Origin of the sequence: Pseudonocardia sp. (assembly GCF_050250275.1) — a bacterium.
Taxonomy (GTDB): Bacteria; Actinomycetota; Actinomycetes; order Mycobacteriales; family Pseudonocardiaceae; genus Pseudonocardia.
This window is the reverse complement of the sequence record NZ_JBFWOY010000047.1, coordinates 25,859-42,944: the sequence shown is the minus strand read 5'-3', so window position 1 is coordinate 42,944 and position 17,086 is coordinate 25,859. Positions and strand designations below refer to the sequence as shown.

At 69.0% G+C, this 17,086-nt stretch carries 10 protein-coding genes and 2 pseudogenes; 6 read left to right on the top strand and 6 right to left on the bottom strand.

Annotation, left to right across the window (positions count from 1 at the left end; genetic code table 11):
• The 3 genes and pseudogenes from AB7F12_RS29510 to AB7F12_RS29500 form a co-directional block, all read left to right on the top strand.
• A pseudogene (locus AB7F12_RS29510) lies at positions 1-127 on the top strand (IS630 family transposase); the annotation flags it as partial.
• A 50-nt stretch (positions 128-177) separates the two neighbouring features.
• Positions 178-546, top strand: a pseudogene (locus AB7F12_RS29505) (hypothetical protein); the annotation flags it as partial.
• A gap of 72 nt (positions 547-618) precedes the next feature.
• Complete coding sequence (locus AB7F12_RS29500; RefSeq protein WP_251787265.1) at positions 619-3,078, top strand: hypothetical protein; 2,460 nt, start codon at positions 619-621, stop codon at positions 3,076-3,078.
• A 337-nt stretch (positions 3,079-3,415) separates the two neighbouring features.
• On the opposite strand, the gene AB7F12_RS29495 is transcribed toward AB7F12_RS29500, so the two are convergent.
• The 3 genes from AB7F12_RS29495 to AB7F12_RS29485 form a co-directional block, all read right to left on the bottom strand.
• Entirely contained in the window at positions 3,416-4,333 is a 918-nt protein-coding gene (locus AB7F12_RS29495) for a PASTA domain-containing protein (RefSeq protein WP_428500028.1), read from the bottom strand.
• A gap of 83 nt (positions 4,334-4,416) precedes the next feature.
• The gene (locus AB7F12_RS29490) at positions 4,417-4,806 is read right to left on the bottom strand and encodes a PIN domain-containing protein (RefSeq protein ID WP_428500027.1); all 390 of its coding nucleotides are present in this window, start codon (positions 4,804-4,806) and stop codon (positions 4,417-4,419) included.
• A 23-nt stretch (positions 4,807-4,829) separates the two neighbouring features.
• A complete protein-coding gene (locus AB7F12_RS29485; protein WP_428500026.1) occupies positions 4,830-5,708 on the bottom strand; it encodes a hypothetical protein in 879 nt (292 codons plus the stop codon).
• Between the two features lie 123 nt (positions 5,709-5,831).
• Here AB7F12_RS29485 and AB7F12_RS29480 point away from each other — a divergent pair, with 123 nt between their 5' ends.
• The 3 genes from AB7F12_RS29480 to AB7F12_RS29470 all read left to right on the top strand — a co-directional run bounded on the left by AB7F12_RS29480 (position 5,832) and on the right by AB7F12_RS29470 (position 15,375).
• Complete coding sequence (locus tag AB7F12_RS29480) at positions 5,832-11,993, top strand: DEAD/DEAH box helicase (RefSeq protein WP_428500025.1); 6,162 nt, start codon at positions 5,832-5,834, stop codon at positions 11,991-11,993.
• Complete coding sequence (locus AB7F12_RS29475) at positions 11,993-14,110, top strand: 3'-5' exonuclease (protein ID WP_428500024.1); 2,118 nt, start codon at positions 11,993-11,995, stop codon at positions 14,108-14,110. The genes AB7F12_RS29480 and AB7F12_RS29475 overlap by 1 nt, the downstream gene beginning before the upstream one ends.
• A gap of 65 nt (positions 14,111-14,175) precedes the next feature.
• Positions 14,176-15,375, top strand: a complete 1,200-nt coding sequence (locus tag AB7F12_RS29470) for an IS701 family transposase (protein ID WP_428500023.1) — start codon at positions 14,176-14,178, stop codon at positions 15,373-15,375.
• 130 nt (positions 15,376-15,505) lie between these two features.
• On the opposite strand, the gene AB7F12_RS29465 is transcribed toward AB7F12_RS29470, so the two are convergent.
• The 3 genes from AB7F12_RS29465 to AB7F12_RS29455 all read right to left on the bottom strand — a co-directional run bounded on the left by AB7F12_RS29465 (position 15,506) and on the right by AB7F12_RS29455 (position 17,023).
• Positions 15,506-15,832, bottom strand: coding sequence for a hypothetical protein (locus AB7F12_RS29465; protein WP_428500022.1), 327 nt, complete (start codon positions 15,830-15,832; stop codon positions 15,506-15,508).
• Positions 15,833-15,932: 100 nt separating this feature from the next.
• The gene (locus tag AB7F12_RS29460) at positions 15,933-16,274 is read right to left on the bottom strand and encodes a hypothetical protein (RefSeq protein ID WP_428500021.1); all 342 of its coding nucleotides are present in this window, start codon (positions 16,272-16,274) and stop codon (positions 15,933-15,935) included.
• Complete coding sequence (locus tag AB7F12_RS29455) at positions 16,271-17,023, bottom strand: DUF5710 domain-containing protein (RefSeq protein ID WP_428500020.1); 753 nt, start codon at positions 17,021-17,023, stop codon at positions 16,271-16,273. The genes AB7F12_RS29460 and AB7F12_RS29455 overlap by 4 nt, the downstream gene beginning before the upstream one ends.
• Positions 17,024-17,086: the final 63 nt, after the last annotated feature.

Below are 17,086 nucleotides of genomic sequence, written 5' to 3'. Positions count from 1 at the left end.
CGACATCAGGTCCTGGGTCGCGAACTGGAATCAGGACCCCAAGCCCTACGTCTGGACCAAGACCGCCGACGACATCCTCGCGTCCATCGCCCGCTACTGCACCAGGATTAACGACTCACGACACTAGAACGAGCTGCAGGGCTCAACCCGCCGGCGAAGGCTCCGTCAACTGGCCCGCGCGCCTTGACCTTCCGGGTCATCGCCCGAGTGCTCGCCTCACTCGTCGACGATCGCCACGAGTGGGACGCCCGCAACGGGCAGCTCGACTCGTCCGGAATGGACGCGACGGAAACCCACCGACCCGAGCTCTTGCGGTTCCCGACCGTCGTCGAGGCGCTCCGCGACAAGCGGCCTGACGATCTCTTCGGTCGCCCCGGATATCGCTTCTGGACGCTGCTGCGAGACGCGGACCCAGTCGCCGTCCTCGACACCGACGGTCGCCTCCACCTGCCGGATCAGCCCCCGAACGAGCTACTTCCGGCGTACAAGCGGACGCGCTCGCTCACAGCTGTCATCGGCGAGACACTCGGCCACGTCCTTCCCTGACGCGAAGTCCATACGACACGCCCACGTCACCCAGTAGAGCGTCGGATCCCACCTGCACTACGTTGAGTAATCGTGCAGGTACTGGGGGGCACTTCTGTGGAGGTACTGAGTGAAGTCACACTGTCGGAACTCCACCATCTGGTCAGCAAGGAGATAGCGACCGGGAACGAGTCAGACAAGCAGGAGGGTCGCAGGCGGCTCCTCAAGGCGGTCGAGGACTGCGTCGCGGCGGCGGCTACAGAAGGCGACGCTGCGGGTGCTCTTCTCCACGAACGGTCTTGGCGGATCGTGGAGGTTCGAGTCGAAGGAATCGGCGGAATCGCCTCGCTCGATCCGCCTGCTCTGACTCTCTCCCCCATACCTGGGATCACCGTCATTCGAGGCTCGAACGGGCAAGGCAAGACGAGCCTTGCACGAGGCATCGACTGCGCACTGCGCGGCAACGCCGACCTGACGACAGGTACGACGAACACGCTCTGGGCCGCCGAACTACTCACGGAGGGCGCCGGCTCGGGGACGGTCGGCCTCACGCTCGCCAGCGGTGCGTCTCGGCTCGTGATCGAGGTGGACTTCGCAGCCGGGACCGACACGCCGACCGTCACCGGCCGGCTCACCGACGGCGATGCCGAGCCACAGCTGATCGAGCTCGACGGCTCATGGAGGCAGGCTCTAGAAAGTACCCGAGCGCACTACAGCTACGACGCCATCCAAAGTCGGCTCATCGAGAGCAAGGCGCTTCAGGTCTTCCTCGAAGAGCTTCTCGTCCTCGGCCCGGAGTGGCAGCGCGTGCGGGATGTCGTCGACAGCCGCGCGGAGCGCGCGACGGCAGCGCAGAAGGTCTTCGAGAAGGCGGTCAAGGATGCGCGGGCAGCAGAAGCCCGGCTCGCCGCCAAGTACGAGACCCCCGGCGAGGGCGCAGCTCGACCCGCCGCCGTCAGTTGGCCCCGGGCCCAAGACGCAGCCGACATCGACTCGTGGCTGCAGGCCACCGGTCTCTCGGTGACGGAGCCACAGCCGGTGATCACCGTAGGGGTCGACCACGAAGATCGGCTCGCGTCGATCCGAGGTCGTCTGTATGCAGCGGATGAGCGACTCGCGTCGGCCGAGTACACGATAGAGAGCCCGGGCATGGCCGCGGCGCTCCATCACCTGGACCAACTCCTCGACATCGGAGAGTTGGACTCCACGGTCTGCCCGCTTTGTGGGTCGTCCACGGACTGGCGCGGACATCTCCGGCGGTTCACCAGTGGTCTCCTGGAGCGCGCCGCGGCCGCGCAGGAGGTCCTCGACTCAGTGACGGAGCTGCGGGACTGGGCCGAGTCGGAGCTGACACCGCTTCTCGACGCCGGGGTGCACGGTGGACCCGATGAAGAGACCGCTGCGTTGAGGGCCGCGGTCGCGCGCGGATGCCACGCCCACTCCGACGCGCATGTTGCCGGGCGGGCCCTCCTCCAACGGCTCAGCTCGGACGATTACCGGCAGTGGCTCGACAGCCTGCGGGCAGCGACGAACACCGCGGCCAGGTGGCGTTCCGACCTCGCCGCCGTCGTTCACGGGTTCGCCGCGGCTGTACGCGGGACGACTGCGGACGCCGCCGACGCCGTCATCTGGAAGAAGGCTCAGGAGACTCTGAACGACCTGCAGGTCGCACTTCGCCAGGAGCGGCAGGACGCGGTGACTGCACGCCTCAACGATGCACTCGCCCGTCTCTTGCCCGATGCGGGCGTCGAGCTACCGGCCATCCAGCATCAGGGCGGGGTCAAACAGCAGCGCGGGGTGAAGGTCGACCTGATGATGGGCGGCCGAGACGCCACCCTCGGGATGCTGAGCAGCGGCCAACGGAACGCGTTGCTGCTCACGCCGCTGCTGGTGCACGACGTACCCGGGCCCTTCGGGTTCCTCATCGTCGACGACCCCGTCCACGCCCTCGACGACACTCGCGTCGATCTTCTTGCGCGCGAGCTCGCCAGACTCGCAGAGACCCGTCAAGTGATCGCGCTGACCCATGATCCTCGGCTCGAGGAACATCTGCGCGCCCGACATCCGGACATGAGCGTCGTCGAGCTCCAGCGCGATGCGGTGACACGAACGGTCTCGTGGACGACGCACACCCTGCCGTGGCAGTCGTTGCTCACCGACGCACGCGAGATCCGGAAACTGGCGACGAGCACCGAATGGAGCTACTCGGAGGATCTGCACTCCGTCGTCGCCGGGTTGTGCCGGGCCGCGGTCGACGGCGCCCTACGGCAGGCAGTCATCTCGTGTGCGGTCACCCGTGGCGAGGACGTCACCGCGTCGTTGTCCGACCTCGGGTCGTGGCACACCACGAGAGAGAGGATCGCGCACGCCACAGCCTTGGCCGGCGGCGAGGACCGCCTGCCTGTCCTGGACCGCTCGCGGCGCGGGCACCTGACGTTCTGGAACAAGGGCGCTCACGGCCAACTTCCACCCGACGCTGACTTGGAGTCGACCATTGCGGCCGCCGAAGCCGCGTGTCAGGAGTTGGCGGACCACGACTGGACGAGGCTCTGAATGCGCGACTCGGTACGACGGCGGATCCGAGTCATGGTCGTCCGGAGGCGCCTCGAAGAGACGGCCGCCTCCCTCGTCGAGGCGGCCATCGGCACACGACCTGGATCCCACAGCGTCGTCGCACGCCGGCTCATGCTTCTCCCCGCCCATGCGCCCGACGACCGCTGGTCAGATCTCTGTGGCCTCGCGCGTCGCGCCTCCAGGGTCTACGAGCTGACCTCGGCGGTCCTCCACAGCAACCGCGCCTTCGGCGACGTTTCGGAGCACCTGGTCCAGGAGTGGGAGCAGACCGCCGCCGAAGCCGCGGACGCCGTGCAAGACCGGACTCGGCGCGAGCTCACGCACGCTCCCAGTCCCCGCAGTTCTGCGAGGTGAAGCTCCCATCGCTTGCACGGATCGTCACCGTCACCGCGGTGCCGTGCGTGATGAACTTGTTCGCGATGATGTCGCCGCCCGCCGAGGTGCGCTCCCAGTAGCAGTCGTCCGCGGTCCCGGTCAGGCGGAAGGTCCCAGGGGCCACGGAGCCCAACTGCCGTCCGATCTCATAAGTTCCGTCATCGAAGCCGGTCTCGCCGGACTTCGCAAGGTCGAGTGCTGGGACGAACTCGGGGCACATCATCGGCAGGACGATCTCGTAGGCACGGAGCTCGTCGCCGCCTTGAGCGCCGAAGTGACGGGACAACCACAGCTCGGGAGCGATGCTTCCCGATCGCAATGTGCCGCAGGCGTCCTTCGCCAGGTTGTAGCCGCTGTCGTAGTAGTTCGAGGGCAAGGTGAGCCCGGCCGCCTTCACGGCATCGTTGATCGCGGCCTCCTGGGGATCCACCGCGGGAGCGGTTGTCGTGGCGACGGCCGGTGCGCCTGCCACCCGCCACACCTGGATCTTGACCAGGTCCGAGTGCGACTTCACCGGGCTTCCCGCGGCGGGCACGGTGCCGGAGACGAGCCAGTACTCGGGGTGGTTCTGCTCGGGAACGTTCGTGCCGGACGGAGCAGGAGGCGCCAGCTCGAGCCCGACGAGCTTGAAGCCTCGGCCCTCCAGGATGTCGCGGGCGTCATTCATGGGCAGGCCCGTGAGTCCGTCCGGAACGGTGGGGCCTGCTGGCTTCACCGGGGCAGCCGCACACGCTGCCAGGGCGGCGATCAACAGCACCACCAGCGCAGCTGTGCGGGCGAGCTTGGGAGTCGGGTCGAGCCTCATGATGTCTCCGACGGGCGAGCGGCAGGTCGTGTCAACCCCGGGATCGCCCAGCATGGAGCACCTCGTTACGCCGAATCATCAGTTCTGCTGACCGTTCAGCCCAACGCTCTTACGCTGAAAGGCGGACAAGAAGGCAGTCAGAGCAGGCTCAGGCGCGGAGCTCCGGCGTAGATGCCGTCGAGGGCGATCAGTGGCCTGGCCAACGCGACCGCCGTCGCTGCGACCCATCGGTCCGCGCCGTGCACCTTCTGTCCGAGCGCGTGGCCTCGAGAGGTGCACTCGACCCGCAGCTCGACATAAGCATTGACGACGTCGTCGGTCACCGGCACCGTCAGGGTGGAGCGGAGGATGCGATGCAGGCGCTCCGTCCGCGCCTCGCCCCAGCTACGGAGGCCCGGCCAGGCCAGCAGCTCTGCACGGGTCTGGGTCGCGATGATCGGAACCCGGCCGACGAGCCGGTCGCTGAGTTCGCGGGACGCGCGGTTCAGCACGAACAAGTGGCTGAACGCGTCGGTGTCGATGACCACCGCCGTCGCCGGGACCTCGGAGGTCACCTGCCGATCAGCTCCAGGAAGGCGGCGACCTCGTCCTCATCCACGCCCTCGACGCCACCGGTCAAGGGCGTCCGCGAGAAGTCCATGCCGTCGAGCGACGGCGCCGTCCAGCTCGGCATCTGCAGGCGCTCAACAGTGGCATCGACCAGACTGACCACCTGCCCACGAGCGCCGAGCACTGCCTCGCCGGTCGCCGTGACCTGACCACCGACCAGCCGAGCGGCCTCGTCCACGTTCGCCACGGTGTCCAGCTGAACGTCGTTCCCGAACGCGTCCCGAATACGAAGCCGTCCTCGACGGAGATCGACGAGATCCAGATCGCCCGACACGGACACGTCGGCGCGGCGGTCCGGTTCCGGAACAAGAAGATCCGCCCAGACTTCACGCGATACCGACGCCGCAGCGAACTGGATCGGCGGCCCCACCTGACGGGGCAGTGAGAAGGCGCAGGTGGTCGAGATCGCCTGCAGGGCATCAAGCACGGACACGGTCGCCTGCCCCAGCTGCGGCGTCACCCACCCGGGTGCCTCGTCACGAGCGGCCCCGCCGAAGATCTCCATCATCGCGTTGAGGCTTCGGTGCTCCAGCCCCTCGCCCAACACCCCGTCCTCGCCGATCTTCGCCTGGAGGATCGTGCTCCCCTGCGCGATCCCTCGGAACTTCAGCGTGGTAGCCCGTTCGACTGCCGAAGGGGACCGTCCGGGGCCGACGACGCCGGCCAGATGGCGCCCGACCCGCGTCGCGAGCACCTGAAGGGCTTCAGCCAGATCCGCGAGGCCCGCGAACGTGATCTCACCGTCGGACAGGCCGGTGCCGGACAGCCGTACTTCCCACTCGTCCACGACCGACACCTCCCCCATAGCGATCTCGAACACGAGACGATGAGGATATCGCCGAACCACGACATTCCGTTGCCGCACACGATCGGGTTCCCCGGTGGAGTGCTCGCGATCACTGCTACTACCGTGAGTCACTCTGCACGTCGAGGGGGGACTTGAGTGCTGCCGTCTTTGGTCGCCGAGGACCTGCGTGCGTCGTTGACGAGCTTCCTGGGCACCACCTTCGCCCTCGCGGACGACGAGGTGCGGGCGGAGCTCGAGCGATTCATCGCGAACCCTCAGGACGGCGTGTTCCGCGGCCCGTACGTGCGACTGCGCACCCCGTTCCGGCCCGCTGACGACGAGTGGCGGCGCTTCGTCGACTGGGCACCGACGGGCTTCCACCCGCACAAGCACCAGGCCGAGGCGTGGATTCGGCTGTCGTCGAAAGAGCAGCTGCCGCAGCCGACGCTCGTGACCACCGGGACCGGCTCCGGCAAGACCGAGAGCTTCCTGATCCCCCTGCTCGACCACTGCCGCCGCGAACGACAGAAGGGCCGCCGCGGGATCAAGGCTCTCGTCCTCTACCCGATGAACGCCCTGGCCAACGACCAGGCTCGACGCATCGCGAAGCTCGTCCACGGCCACCGCGAGCAGCTCGGCGACCTGTCGGTGGGGCTCTACACGGGCGACTCCGGGACGGGAACCGTGATGACCGAGACGACGGTCATCGAGGACAAGCACCACATGCGGAAGAACCCGCCGGACGTGCTGCTCACGAACTACAAGATGCTGGACATGTTGCTGCTCCGCAGCGAGGACCAGCCGCTGTTCGCGGAGTCCGCCGACTCTCTGCGCTACCTCGTGCTCGACGAATTCCACACCTACGACGGCGCGCAGGGCACAGACGTCGCGATGTTGCTGCGCAGGCTCGGAATGAGCCTCGGGGTCACGACGGACGAGCAGCCGCTCGGCGCGATCACGCCGGTGGCCACGTCGGCGACCCTCGGCAGCGGAGCGCAAGCCGGGCCTTCTCTACGCAAGTTCGCCCACACCGTGTTCGGTTCGGAGTTCGACGAGTCCTCTCTGGTCGGGGAGGACCGGCTGACCGTCGACGAGTGGGCGGTCTCTCCAACGACGGGCACCGTGCCGCTGCTGGACCGCGTGACGAAGGCGCTCACGAGCGCGGGTTCTCACCGGGAGCAGGTCCGCGAGGGGATTCGGCTCTTCTTGGTCGACACCGAGAACCGCGAGGATCCTCGGATCGACGCTCTGCTCGACGACGCTCAGGCGCTCGGGCGTCAGCTGGCCGCTCACCCCCTGACCCGGACACTGCTCACACGGTGCACGCTGCCGGTACCGCTGACGGCACTCGCGACGGACGCGGAGCCGAGCTGGGGCGCCGGGACCCCGCAGCGGCAGGCGGCGGCCCGCCATGCCGTTGCGCTGTATCTCGCGCTGCTCTCGCGAGCCCGAAGCGCGGGCGGGCGACCGCTGCTCACCGTCGACGTCCAGCTTTGGCTGCGCGAGGTGAGCAGGCTCCTCCGCCAGCTGAGCCGATCGCCACGGTTCCACTGGTTCGAGGGCGCGCCGCCCGAGGACGGCGAACGCTCACTCCCCTCGATCTACTGCCGCCACTGTGGCCGCTCCGGCTGGGGTGTCATCGCCACAGCGGGCGGTGGGAACGCTACGTCGCCGAACGCGGTGTGGCGCAAGTCCGTGTCGGACAACAGCTCCCAGCGCGCGTGGATCTTCGCTCCCGGGGAGGCTCAGCAGGACTCGCCGCTCGTGCGCTGGGTCGATCCGGACAACGCGGACTTCGTCCCCGGGCCGTCGGGAAAGCACAGCAACGAGGTGCCGGTGCTCGTCACTCCGGACGCCGAGGCGGCGAAGGAACAGCGCTGCCCCGCGTGCGGGCACGACGATGCGATCCGATTCCTGGGGTCACGGGTGGCCACGCTCGCGTCGGCCACCCTCGGGCAGCTGTTCGGGAGCCCGGATGTCGCCCCTGCCGAGAAGAAGACGCTGGTCTTCACCGACAGCGTCCAGGACGCCTCGCACCGGGCGACGTTCGTCGAGAACCGTGCCTATGCGCTGAACCTGCGGGCCCTGCTCCACCGGGCCATCGGACCCGCGGGCAGTTCGCTCGACCACCTCGGCGTAGCAGTCGAGGCCGCGGCCGCGAACCCGGCTGAGCGCTTCGCGATGCTCCCGCCGGATCTCCGCCTGCACGAGACCTTCGCCCAGTACTGGACGGACGACCCGAGCGACCGGGTCCGAGAGGCGGTCACCAGGCGAATGGGCTTCGCAGCGACGCTGGAGTTCGGGCTGGCTCCGCCCTCCGCACGAACGCTGGAGCGGACTGGCGCGGCGACTGCGCAGGTCGTCGTACCCGATCTCGACGCCGCGGTGCGCGCCGCGCTCGATGCCGCGGCAAGACAGGACACCCAACTCACCCTCGATGGCCGGCCGCCGGAGGCGACTCGCGCATGGGCTCGTGGCGTCCTCGAACGAATGCGGTCGCAGGGGGCCATCGCCCACGAGTGGTTCCGCACCTACGCCGAGACGGACGACCGCTACCCCATCTGGGGCGGACGACCGCACCGCCAGGGAATGCCGGCGTTCCCCGGTAAGGGCAGGGACCGGCCGGGCCGCCCCGCGCCCGCCTACCCGACGAGTGCGCGCACGTCGAAGAACCTGGACCTGATCCTCGGACCGCGCAGTTGGTACACGGCGTGGACGGCGAAGGTCCTGAAGGTCCCGACCTTCGATGCCCACAAGTACGTGTTGGCGCTCCTCAAGGCGCTCACCGCGGACGGCGTCCTGACAACCCTCGGCGGCGTCGGTGGCTCCACCGTCTGGCAGATCCCACCGGAGAACGTGTGGGTCGAGCGCACCGACGGTGTCCCGGACCGCCTGCGCTGCACCGTGTGTTCGACGATCCTCCCCGGCCCCGAGACAGTCCTGGCCGAGCTGGCCGGGGCACTGTGCATGCAGGACCAGTGCACGGGCACCTACCGCTGCGAGCACGCCGACCTCGACTACTACCGCGACCTCTACCGCGGCGAGGAGGTCCGGCGGATCATCGCGCGCGAGCACACATCGCTGCTCAAGGCGAAGGAGCGCGTCGAGCTCGAGAACAGGTTCAAGGCGGGCGCCTCGCCGGACGCCCCGAACGTGCTGACCTGCACGCCGACGCTCGAGCTGGGCATCGACATCGGGGACCTGTCCACGGTGGCGTTGACGTCGTTGCCGCGGTCCACGGCGTCCTACCTGCAGCGGGTCGGTCGCGCGGGCCGACTGACCGGCAACGCACTCGTCGTCTCCCTGCTCCCTGCCCGGCCCCTGGAATTGCAGCGACTCGCCCAGCCGCTATCGATGATCGCGGGCGAGGTCGTGCCGCCTGCGTGCTACCTCGACGCGACCGAGATCCTGCGCCGCCAGTACCTGGCGTCGCTCGTAGACCGACGCGCCCGCGGCGGTCACCCGACGACGCGGCTCGCCAAACAGGTTTTCCGCGACGGGCTGGCGCCGACATCCTGGCTCGGCACCCTCGTCGCAGACGCACGCGGCCATGCCGCCGAGTACATCGACGAGTTCCTGCGCGGTTTCGGCGACGAGGTCTCCAAAGACAGCGCCCAGGCTCTGCGGGAGTGGGCGGGCGATGGCAGCCCCGAGGGCGAGCCGCCGGCGATGGAGCGGGCGGTCGAGGCTGCGGTGACGGCCTGGATCGCCGAGGGCGACGAGCTCGCCGGACGCGTCACGCTGCTGAAGGCCGAGATCGAGGCGATGGAGGCCCGCCCGTCACTGGACGACGCGGGCAAGCGCGAGCTGCGCCGACTGAACGGCGAGATCGCGGTCGCGCGAGCCACCAGCCGAGAACGCGACCGGATGTACTGGATCTCCGCGCTCGAGGCGAAGGGGCTGCTGCCCAACTACGCGCTGCTCGACGACACCACCCGACTCGACGTCGGGCTCTGGTGGACCGACGAGGAGACCGGCGCAAGTCAGACCTCGGAGGAGCAGTACATCCGCGGCAGCAGGACGGCGCTCGGCGAGCTCGCTCCAGGCGCGGTGTTCTACGTCCGTGGCACGGCTGTCCAGATCGATGGACTGGACCTCGGCACGAGCCGCAACCCGGCCACGATCCGGCGTCGATTCTGCCCCGCGTGCGGGTGGTCCCGTCCGCTCGACGGCGCACCGGCCGGATCGTGCCCGCGCTGCGGCGCGGTCGCTGCTGCTGACGCCGGTCAGGTGCTCACCACGTTGCCCTTCCGCGGCGCCTCGGCCTACACCTCCCGCGAGAGCGCGATGCGTGAGGACGACATCGAGGACCGGCGGAAGACGCGCTTCGAGATCGTCGCCACCGTCGACGCTGAGCCCGACGCCATCGCAGCGGCGTGGCAGCTCACCGACTACCCCTTCGGCGTCGAGGTGCTGCGCACCGCCGACATCCGCTGGGTCAATCTGGGCCCGGCCGAACGCGGCGGCAGCACGCTGCACGTCGCCGGCAACGAGGTGGCTGCACCACTGTTCCAGGCCTGCCGACACTGCGGCGTCGTCCCCGCAGCTCAGCGGGTCGATGCCGCACGAGCCCGGCACCGTGGTTGGTGCCGACAGCGGAAGGAGCCCGACGAGCAGGGCTGGGTGACCGTCGCGCTCACGCACGACCTCCGGACCCAGGCGGTCCGGCTCCTCGTGCCGCCGATCGTCGTGGCGGACGCGATCGTGCGGACGTCCTTCCGCGCCGCGCTGCTGCTCGGGCTCCGTCAGGTGCTGGGCGGCGAGCCCGAGCACCTCGACGTCGTCGAGGCTGCGGATCCTGTGCCCGGCAGCGGCGAGCGCTGGGTCATGGTGCTCCACGATCTTGTCCCCGGCGGCACCGGTTACTTGGGACGATTCGCGGAGCCCGATCAGGTCCGCGATCTCCTGGCTGCCGCACTCGACGTCCTCCAGACGTGCGAGTGCCGCACGGAGGGTCTGGCGGCCTGCCACCGCTGTCTGCTCCCCCACGTTCCGCCGCACATGGCGGCGGATGCCCGCAGGGAGTCGGCGATCAGCCTGATCACGGAGATCTTCCAGCAGTGGAGCCCGGAGCCGATCGAGACGCTCAGGGACATCGTCGTCGGGCCGCACGACACCCCCATCGAACGTCGCTTCCGCCAGCTGCTCGTCCGCTGGGCGAAGAGTCGTAGCGCGGCGGTGACCCTCACCGCTACGGGCGTCGGCGATGCCGCCGAGATCCGGTTCCCGCAATCCCTGGGCGGGCAGGTCTGGCGTGCCACCCCGCAGGTCGCGCTCGGTGGGGTGCAGCCGGACTTCGTCCTGGAGTGCGGCGACCGGACCGTGCCGCACGTAGCGGTGTTCTGCGACGGGCAGAAGTTCCACTCCTCCACCGACCACAACCGGGTCGCCGACGACGCCGAGAAGCGCGCCGACCTCCGCGCCAAGGGTTACCTCGTGTGGGCGGTGACCCATCAAGACCTCGACGCGTTCACCGACGTGCTCGACGGCGTCGCGCCCGAGCCCGTCGCCTGGATCGACCCCCGCTACCGCCAGGGGGCGCTGAGCACGTTCGAGAAGCAGCCCCCACCGGGCAGCGTCCACATACGCGAGCTCCTCGTCGACCCGCTCTCCCTGCTGACGGCGTTCGTCCTACGGCCCTCGCTGACCGAGTGGCGGCCTGCCGCCCATGCTCTGGCACTCACGTACGCGCTCGGCGGCGAAGGGCTCGTCAAGACGACGCCGGACGCCGTGCCGGACCTTCTGCAAGCTGCAGTCACCGGAACCGCCGCCGCGACTGCCCTCCCCGGAGACCTCGGCGTCGTGACCAAGCAGACTGTGCAGGGTGCAGCTCTCGTCTTGGAGCGGCGGAGCAAGGCCGACATCCGGGCCTGGCTGAGTGTCGACGATCGCGACGGTGTCGTCGGAAGTGACAGCCAGGTCGCCGCATGGCGGGACTGGCTGGCACTCGGCAATGTCCTGCAGTTCCTCGAGGCCGGACGCTTCCAGGCCCACAGTCTCTCCACCATTGAGTCGGCGCCCGCGGCCCCGGACACCGCAGTGGTGCCCGCGTGGCAGGAGATCGCAGAGACCTTCGATGGCAGCCCGAAGGAACTCGTCCTGCATCTTGCAGTCCGCGGTCTGCCGCTGCCCATCGCGGGCTTTGAGGTCGACGGCGGCGACCTCGTCATCGACCTCGCGTGGCCCGATCACCGGGTCGCCGTCCACTTTGACGAGGACGACGAGCTCGCCGCCTGGCTCGACGAGAACGACTGGACGCAGGCGGAGCCGGACGGGGACCCCGTCGCCACCGCGCTGGGTACCGAGGGAGGCCGCTGATGGGCGTCATCATGTCCAAGGAGTTCCATAAGGCGATCGATGTCGACGGCTCGATCAAGGCCAAGGCCTGGGACTTCGTTACGAAGCTCAACCAGAACGCCGACCTCACCGGGCTGGACCTCAAGATCCCGAAGAACCCGGCGGACAAAAGAGTCCGCACGGCGCGCGTGGACTTGAGCTATCGCGCAGTGTTGTTCGCCGTTTCCGACGACCCCGAGCCGATGTGGGTCCTCGCCGCCATCCGCACCCATGACGAGGCCTACGAGGAGGCGCAGAACCTCGTCCTCGACATCAACCCGGCCAACGGCGCGATGGAGGTGCTCCGGCCGAAGGCGATCATCAAGCGCGTCGAGGAATTTCGCGCCAAGCCGACCACGCCGGACGCGCACCAGGTCCTGCCGTTCAAGCCCGCTGAACTCGTCGCGCTCGGGATCAACGCCGAGGTGGCGGAGGAGGCCGTACATGCCGCGACGGACGACGACCTGCTCCTCCTCGCCGGCGATCTCCCCGAGTGGCAACAGCAGGTCCTGCTCGATCTGGCCACCGGCACCTCGCTCGACCAGGTACGCACCATCTACGACCTCGACCGTCCCGCGGACGCCGACCCCGTCGCCGCAGCGCAGCGCCCGACAAGCCGCATGCAGTTCGTCTACCTGCAGACGGACGACGAGCTGCGGCGCATGCTCGAAGGCGACTTCGCCGCGTGGCGGACCTACCTCCACCCGACCCAGCGGGCCGTCGCCTACCGCCCGACCTACAACGGCCCCTACCGGCTGGCCGGCGGCGCCGGCACCGGCAAGACCGTGGTCGCCCTACACCGCGCCGCGTTCCTCGCGCGACCGCAGGACGTGCAAGTGCTGCTGTGCACGTTCACACGCAACCTCGCGGCGAACCTGCAGGCGGACATCCATGGTCTGCTCTCCGCGGACGAACTGTCCCGTGTCGAGGTAGGCGGTGTGGATCAGATCGTGCGCTCTGTCGTCCACGCCGTCGACGGGCCGCCCGGGCAAATACTCGGGGAACGAGATCGCGAGTCGCTGTGGGAGGAGTCCGTCGCCGGCAGCGGTGTGCCCGCGGACATCGCGCAGACCCTCACCCCGACCTTCCTCGATGGCGAGTACCGGGCCGTGGTTCTCGCACTGCCCGCACACACGCGAGACGCGTATTTCAAGGCGCGGCGGACCGGACGCGGGATCCGCCTCAACCGGGTCCAGCGCGCCGCCGTCTGGCGAGTCGTCGAGTCCTTCGAGCGCGGCTTGGCGAGTCAAGGCCGGACGACCTTCGAGCGACTCGCGGTCCGCGCTGCGGAGATCCTCGCGGATCCCGCGACGCGCGAGAAGGCACCGACCTTCGACCACGTCGTCGTCGACGAGGGCCAGGACCTGCACGCCGGGCACTGGCGGGTGCTGCGTGGCCTCGTCTCGCCGGGGCCGAATGATCTGTTCATCGCGGAGGACGGCCACCAGCGCATCTACGGCGAGCGGATCGTGCTGGGGCACTACGGAATCGAGACTCGCGGCCGTTCCCGACGGCTCACCCTCAACTACCGCACCACTCGCCAGAACCTCGCTTTCGCCCTCGGCGTCATCGGGAACGAGCCGGTGGTCGATCTGGAGGGCGACGACGAGTCGGTTGCCGGATACCGCTCCCTCTACGGCGGCCCGACCCCCCAGCTTCGGGGCTTCGCCTCTGAGGACGACGAGGTCATGCACGTCGTCACGACGATCAAGGCGTGGCTCGCCGCTGATGTCTCCGCCCCGACGATCGCCGTGCTGGCTCGACGAACGCGCGAGCAGGAACGCGCACGCATTGCGCTCAAGGAGGCTGGGATCCCCGTCGAGCTCCTTCAGCGAGACGGCCCCGGCAACGACGACGCCGTCAAGGTCTCCTCGATGCATCGTGCAAAAGGCACGGAGTACGAGCGTGTCATCGTGATCGGCGCCGCCGAGGGCGTGGTCCCCCTCGACTTCGTTTTCGAGGGCAAGCCGGAGTCAGAACACGGCGCGATCCGCGGTCGGGAGCGCTCGCTGTTCTACGTCGCCTGCAGCCGAGCTCGGGAGCAGTTGCTGGTCACGTGGTCGGGCAAGCCCAGCCCGTTCATCCCTCAACTCGCTTAATACTGCAACGGCAGATGCGGCGTGTCGTGAGAGGCTGACGGCCGTTCGGCGGTGATGATCACCGCGTGGTTGATCTTGCCGGGTGGGTGGCCTCGTTGGACGCGGTGGTGGAGCTGATCTCGGGCCGTTTCCGCAGGGCCGAGCCGCGTCAGCGGGTCGGGACCTATCTGCGGGGGTTGTTGGCCGGGCTGGAGCGCAAGAACGGCTGGACCCTCGCCGAGCATGCGGGAGCGGTGTCGCCGGACGGGATGCAGCGGCTGCTGCGCACTGCGGGCTGGGACGTCGAGGGTGTCCGGGACGACTTGCGCGGCTATGTCCTCGAGCACCTCGGCGACGCCGCGAGCGGTGTGTTCATCATCGACGAGACCGGGTTCATCAAGAAGGGCGTTCGCTCCGCTGGGGTGCAGCGCCAGTACACCGGCACGAGCGGGAAGATCGACAACTGCCAGCTCGGAGTGTTCCTGGCCTACGCCTCGGACAGGGGCCGGGCGTTGATCGACCGAGAGCTCTACCTGCCGGTCTCCTGGACCGAGGACCGTGAGCGCTGTCGGCGGGCAGATGTCCCCGACGAGGTCGAGTTCGCGACGAAGCCGCAGCTGGGGACGGCGATGCTGGCCCGCGCCCACGAAGCCGGGGCACTCACGCCGACGTCGTGGGTGAGCGCGGACGAGGCCTACGGGCAGAACCCCGGCTTCCGCGACTGGCTGTCCGAGCGGGAGATCCCGTTCGTGCTGGCCACCCGCAACGACGACATGTTGACCAGCCCCGACGGCAACCGCCGGCCCGCGAAGGTCCTGGCGACCATCGCCGGAGCGCGGGACCCCGACACCGGCAACGACGGCTGGGAGCGACGCGCGATCGGCCCGGGCGCACACGGGATGCGGGTCTACGACTGGACCGCGGTCGCGCTCGACACCGACGGCCTCCCGGCAGGCTGGGGGCACTGGCTGCTGGTCCGCCGCCAGACCGAGCCTGCCGAGGGCAAGACCGTCCGTGAGCTGGCGTTCTACCGCTGCGCAGCCCCGGCGACCACGCCGCTGCGGGAGTTGGTCCGGGTCGCCGGGGCGAGGTGGGCCATCGAGGAGTGCTTCCAAACCTCCAAGAACGAAGCCGGGCTCGACCAGTATCAAGTCCGGTCCTGGCGGGCCTGGCACGCCCACATCACCCTCGCCATGCTCGCCGCGGCCTACCTCGCCGTCACCCGCGCCACCGAACACACCCGCGAGCCGGAAAAGGGGGATCCTCAACTGGCCATCGCCGGCTGATCCGGTTGTCGGCCAACGAGATCCGCCGCATCCTCGCTGCACTCTCCTTCGCCCCACAGGCCTGCATCGACCACGTCATGCACTGGTCGACCTGGCGGCGCGAACGCCAACACCAAGCCCGCGCCTGCCACTACCGTCGCCGCGGCGAACGACCACCGGCCTGATCAACTGCCGTTGCAGTATTAAGAGCCGCCATCACAACGTCCGCATCATCATCGAACCCGATCGGGCTGCGAAGATCGTTCTCCTCGTCGTCAGTCTGCACGAGATAGTTGACGGCAACGATCAGGGCTGCTCGCTGCTCAGCGTCGTACGTCGACCAGGAGCCGAGGGCCGCCCTGAGTCGGCTGTGCAGCTGCTCGGCGAGCTCAAGGTCGACGAACTCATTGTCTTCTGCCGCAGCTCGAACCTGCGCGAGGTGATCACGAAGGCACAACTGAATTCGCTCGACGTCCACGATCAGAAGCAGATCACGAAAGAGAACGTAGACCCTCCGCAACACGCGCCATACGCGGACTGGTAACAGCGAGGCAAGGAAGATCGGCGGAGTGGACGCGTCACCAGGTTTCGAGGTGCTGGTTGGGCCGCGTCACTCGCGAACGGGTCCGTTCAATGCGGCTGCCATCTTGTGCAGGCGCCACCCGATCACCCCGGTCCAGCGCCAACCCCAGCCTCATCGCCTCGTCGACCAGCCCCGGCCGATGTCCGATCGCGCCGGCGATGGCGTGCACGAGATCGGTAATGCTGCGGACGACGTAGTTGGGTGGGGTGATCCAGATCTGGGGGCCATCAGAATCAGACGCGTCATTACGGGTCAGCTGGGCGTAGTAGATGTCGTGATCGCGACCCCAGGTGCTGAGGTCTTCCCACCCCTGGAGGTGGAAGGCGTAGATGCTCATGATCGTCGTCCTGCTCGGTCGTCGGTGCGGTGGGCGTGGAGGACGCGGTCCGCGGTGCGGGATCGCTGTACCGGCGCTTCGGGGCGGCGCAGCGTGACTCCGGCGTCGGTGATCATTCGCAGGTCCAGGCGCCATGTGCGCGCGGAGCGCTCCGTCCACAGCCGGCCGGCGTCATCGACGTGGTGGGCGGCCTGTTGGTCGGTCATGCCGGTGACGTGGCGCAGGTGGGCCAGGGCCTCGTCGGCGCGACCGGTGACGTTGGCGTGCCCGAGGTGGGTGGTCAGGTGGCACGGCGAGCACAGGCAGATCAGCCGGCGCAGGGTCTGGGCGCCGGTGCGGTCGTCGAAGCTCCAGCGCTCGTGCGCCTCCAACCACCGGCGCGCGGCGCGGTCCTCGGTCGCACCGCACCCCTCGCAACGGTGCCCGGCGCGGCCGAAGACCATCCGGCGCAGCCGCTCCCAGTCCTGCGGGGAGACGCAGGTACGGACGTTGGTGAACCAGCAGGTCCGCGGGATCATGTCGACGAACAACCCGGACCCGAACGACCGGTCCTCCCCCGGCAGCAGGTCCGGGACGTCGGGCAGCGCGGCCCAGGGCTGGAGCCCGGTCGTGGGTGGCCGGAGGTCGTACCAGCGCTTCGCGGCCGGGTCCCAGCGAGCGCCGTGCGCCTTGGCCTGGTCCTTCTCGCTGAACGGCACGTCCAGCCACGCCCGCGCCTGCAGGCTCCTCGTGGTCTCGTTCGTCGTCATCTGCGCTCCTCGACGCCCGGCGGTCGTGGACCTGCCGAACCGAGGATGGCACCGGGCACCGAC

Bases quoted from the DNA above. Each gene is read 5' to 3' on its own strand.
- AB7F12_RS29460 (WP_428500021.1), bottom strand. From the start codon at position 16,274: ATGAGCATCTACGCCTTCCACCTCCAGGGGTGGGAAGACCTCAGCACC.
- AB7F12_RS29455 (WP_428500020.1), bottom strand. From the start codon at position 17,023: ATGACGACGAACGAGACCACGAGGAGCCTGCAGGCGCGGGCGTGGCTG.
- AB7F12_RS29475 (WP_428500024.1), top strand. From the start codon at position 11,993: ATGGGCGTCATCATGTCCAAGGAGTTCCATAAGGCGATCGATGTCGAC.
- AB7F12_RS29495 (WP_428500028.1), bottom strand. From the start codon at position 4,333: ATGCTGGGCGATCCCGGGGTTGACACGACCTGCCGCTCGCCCGTCGGA.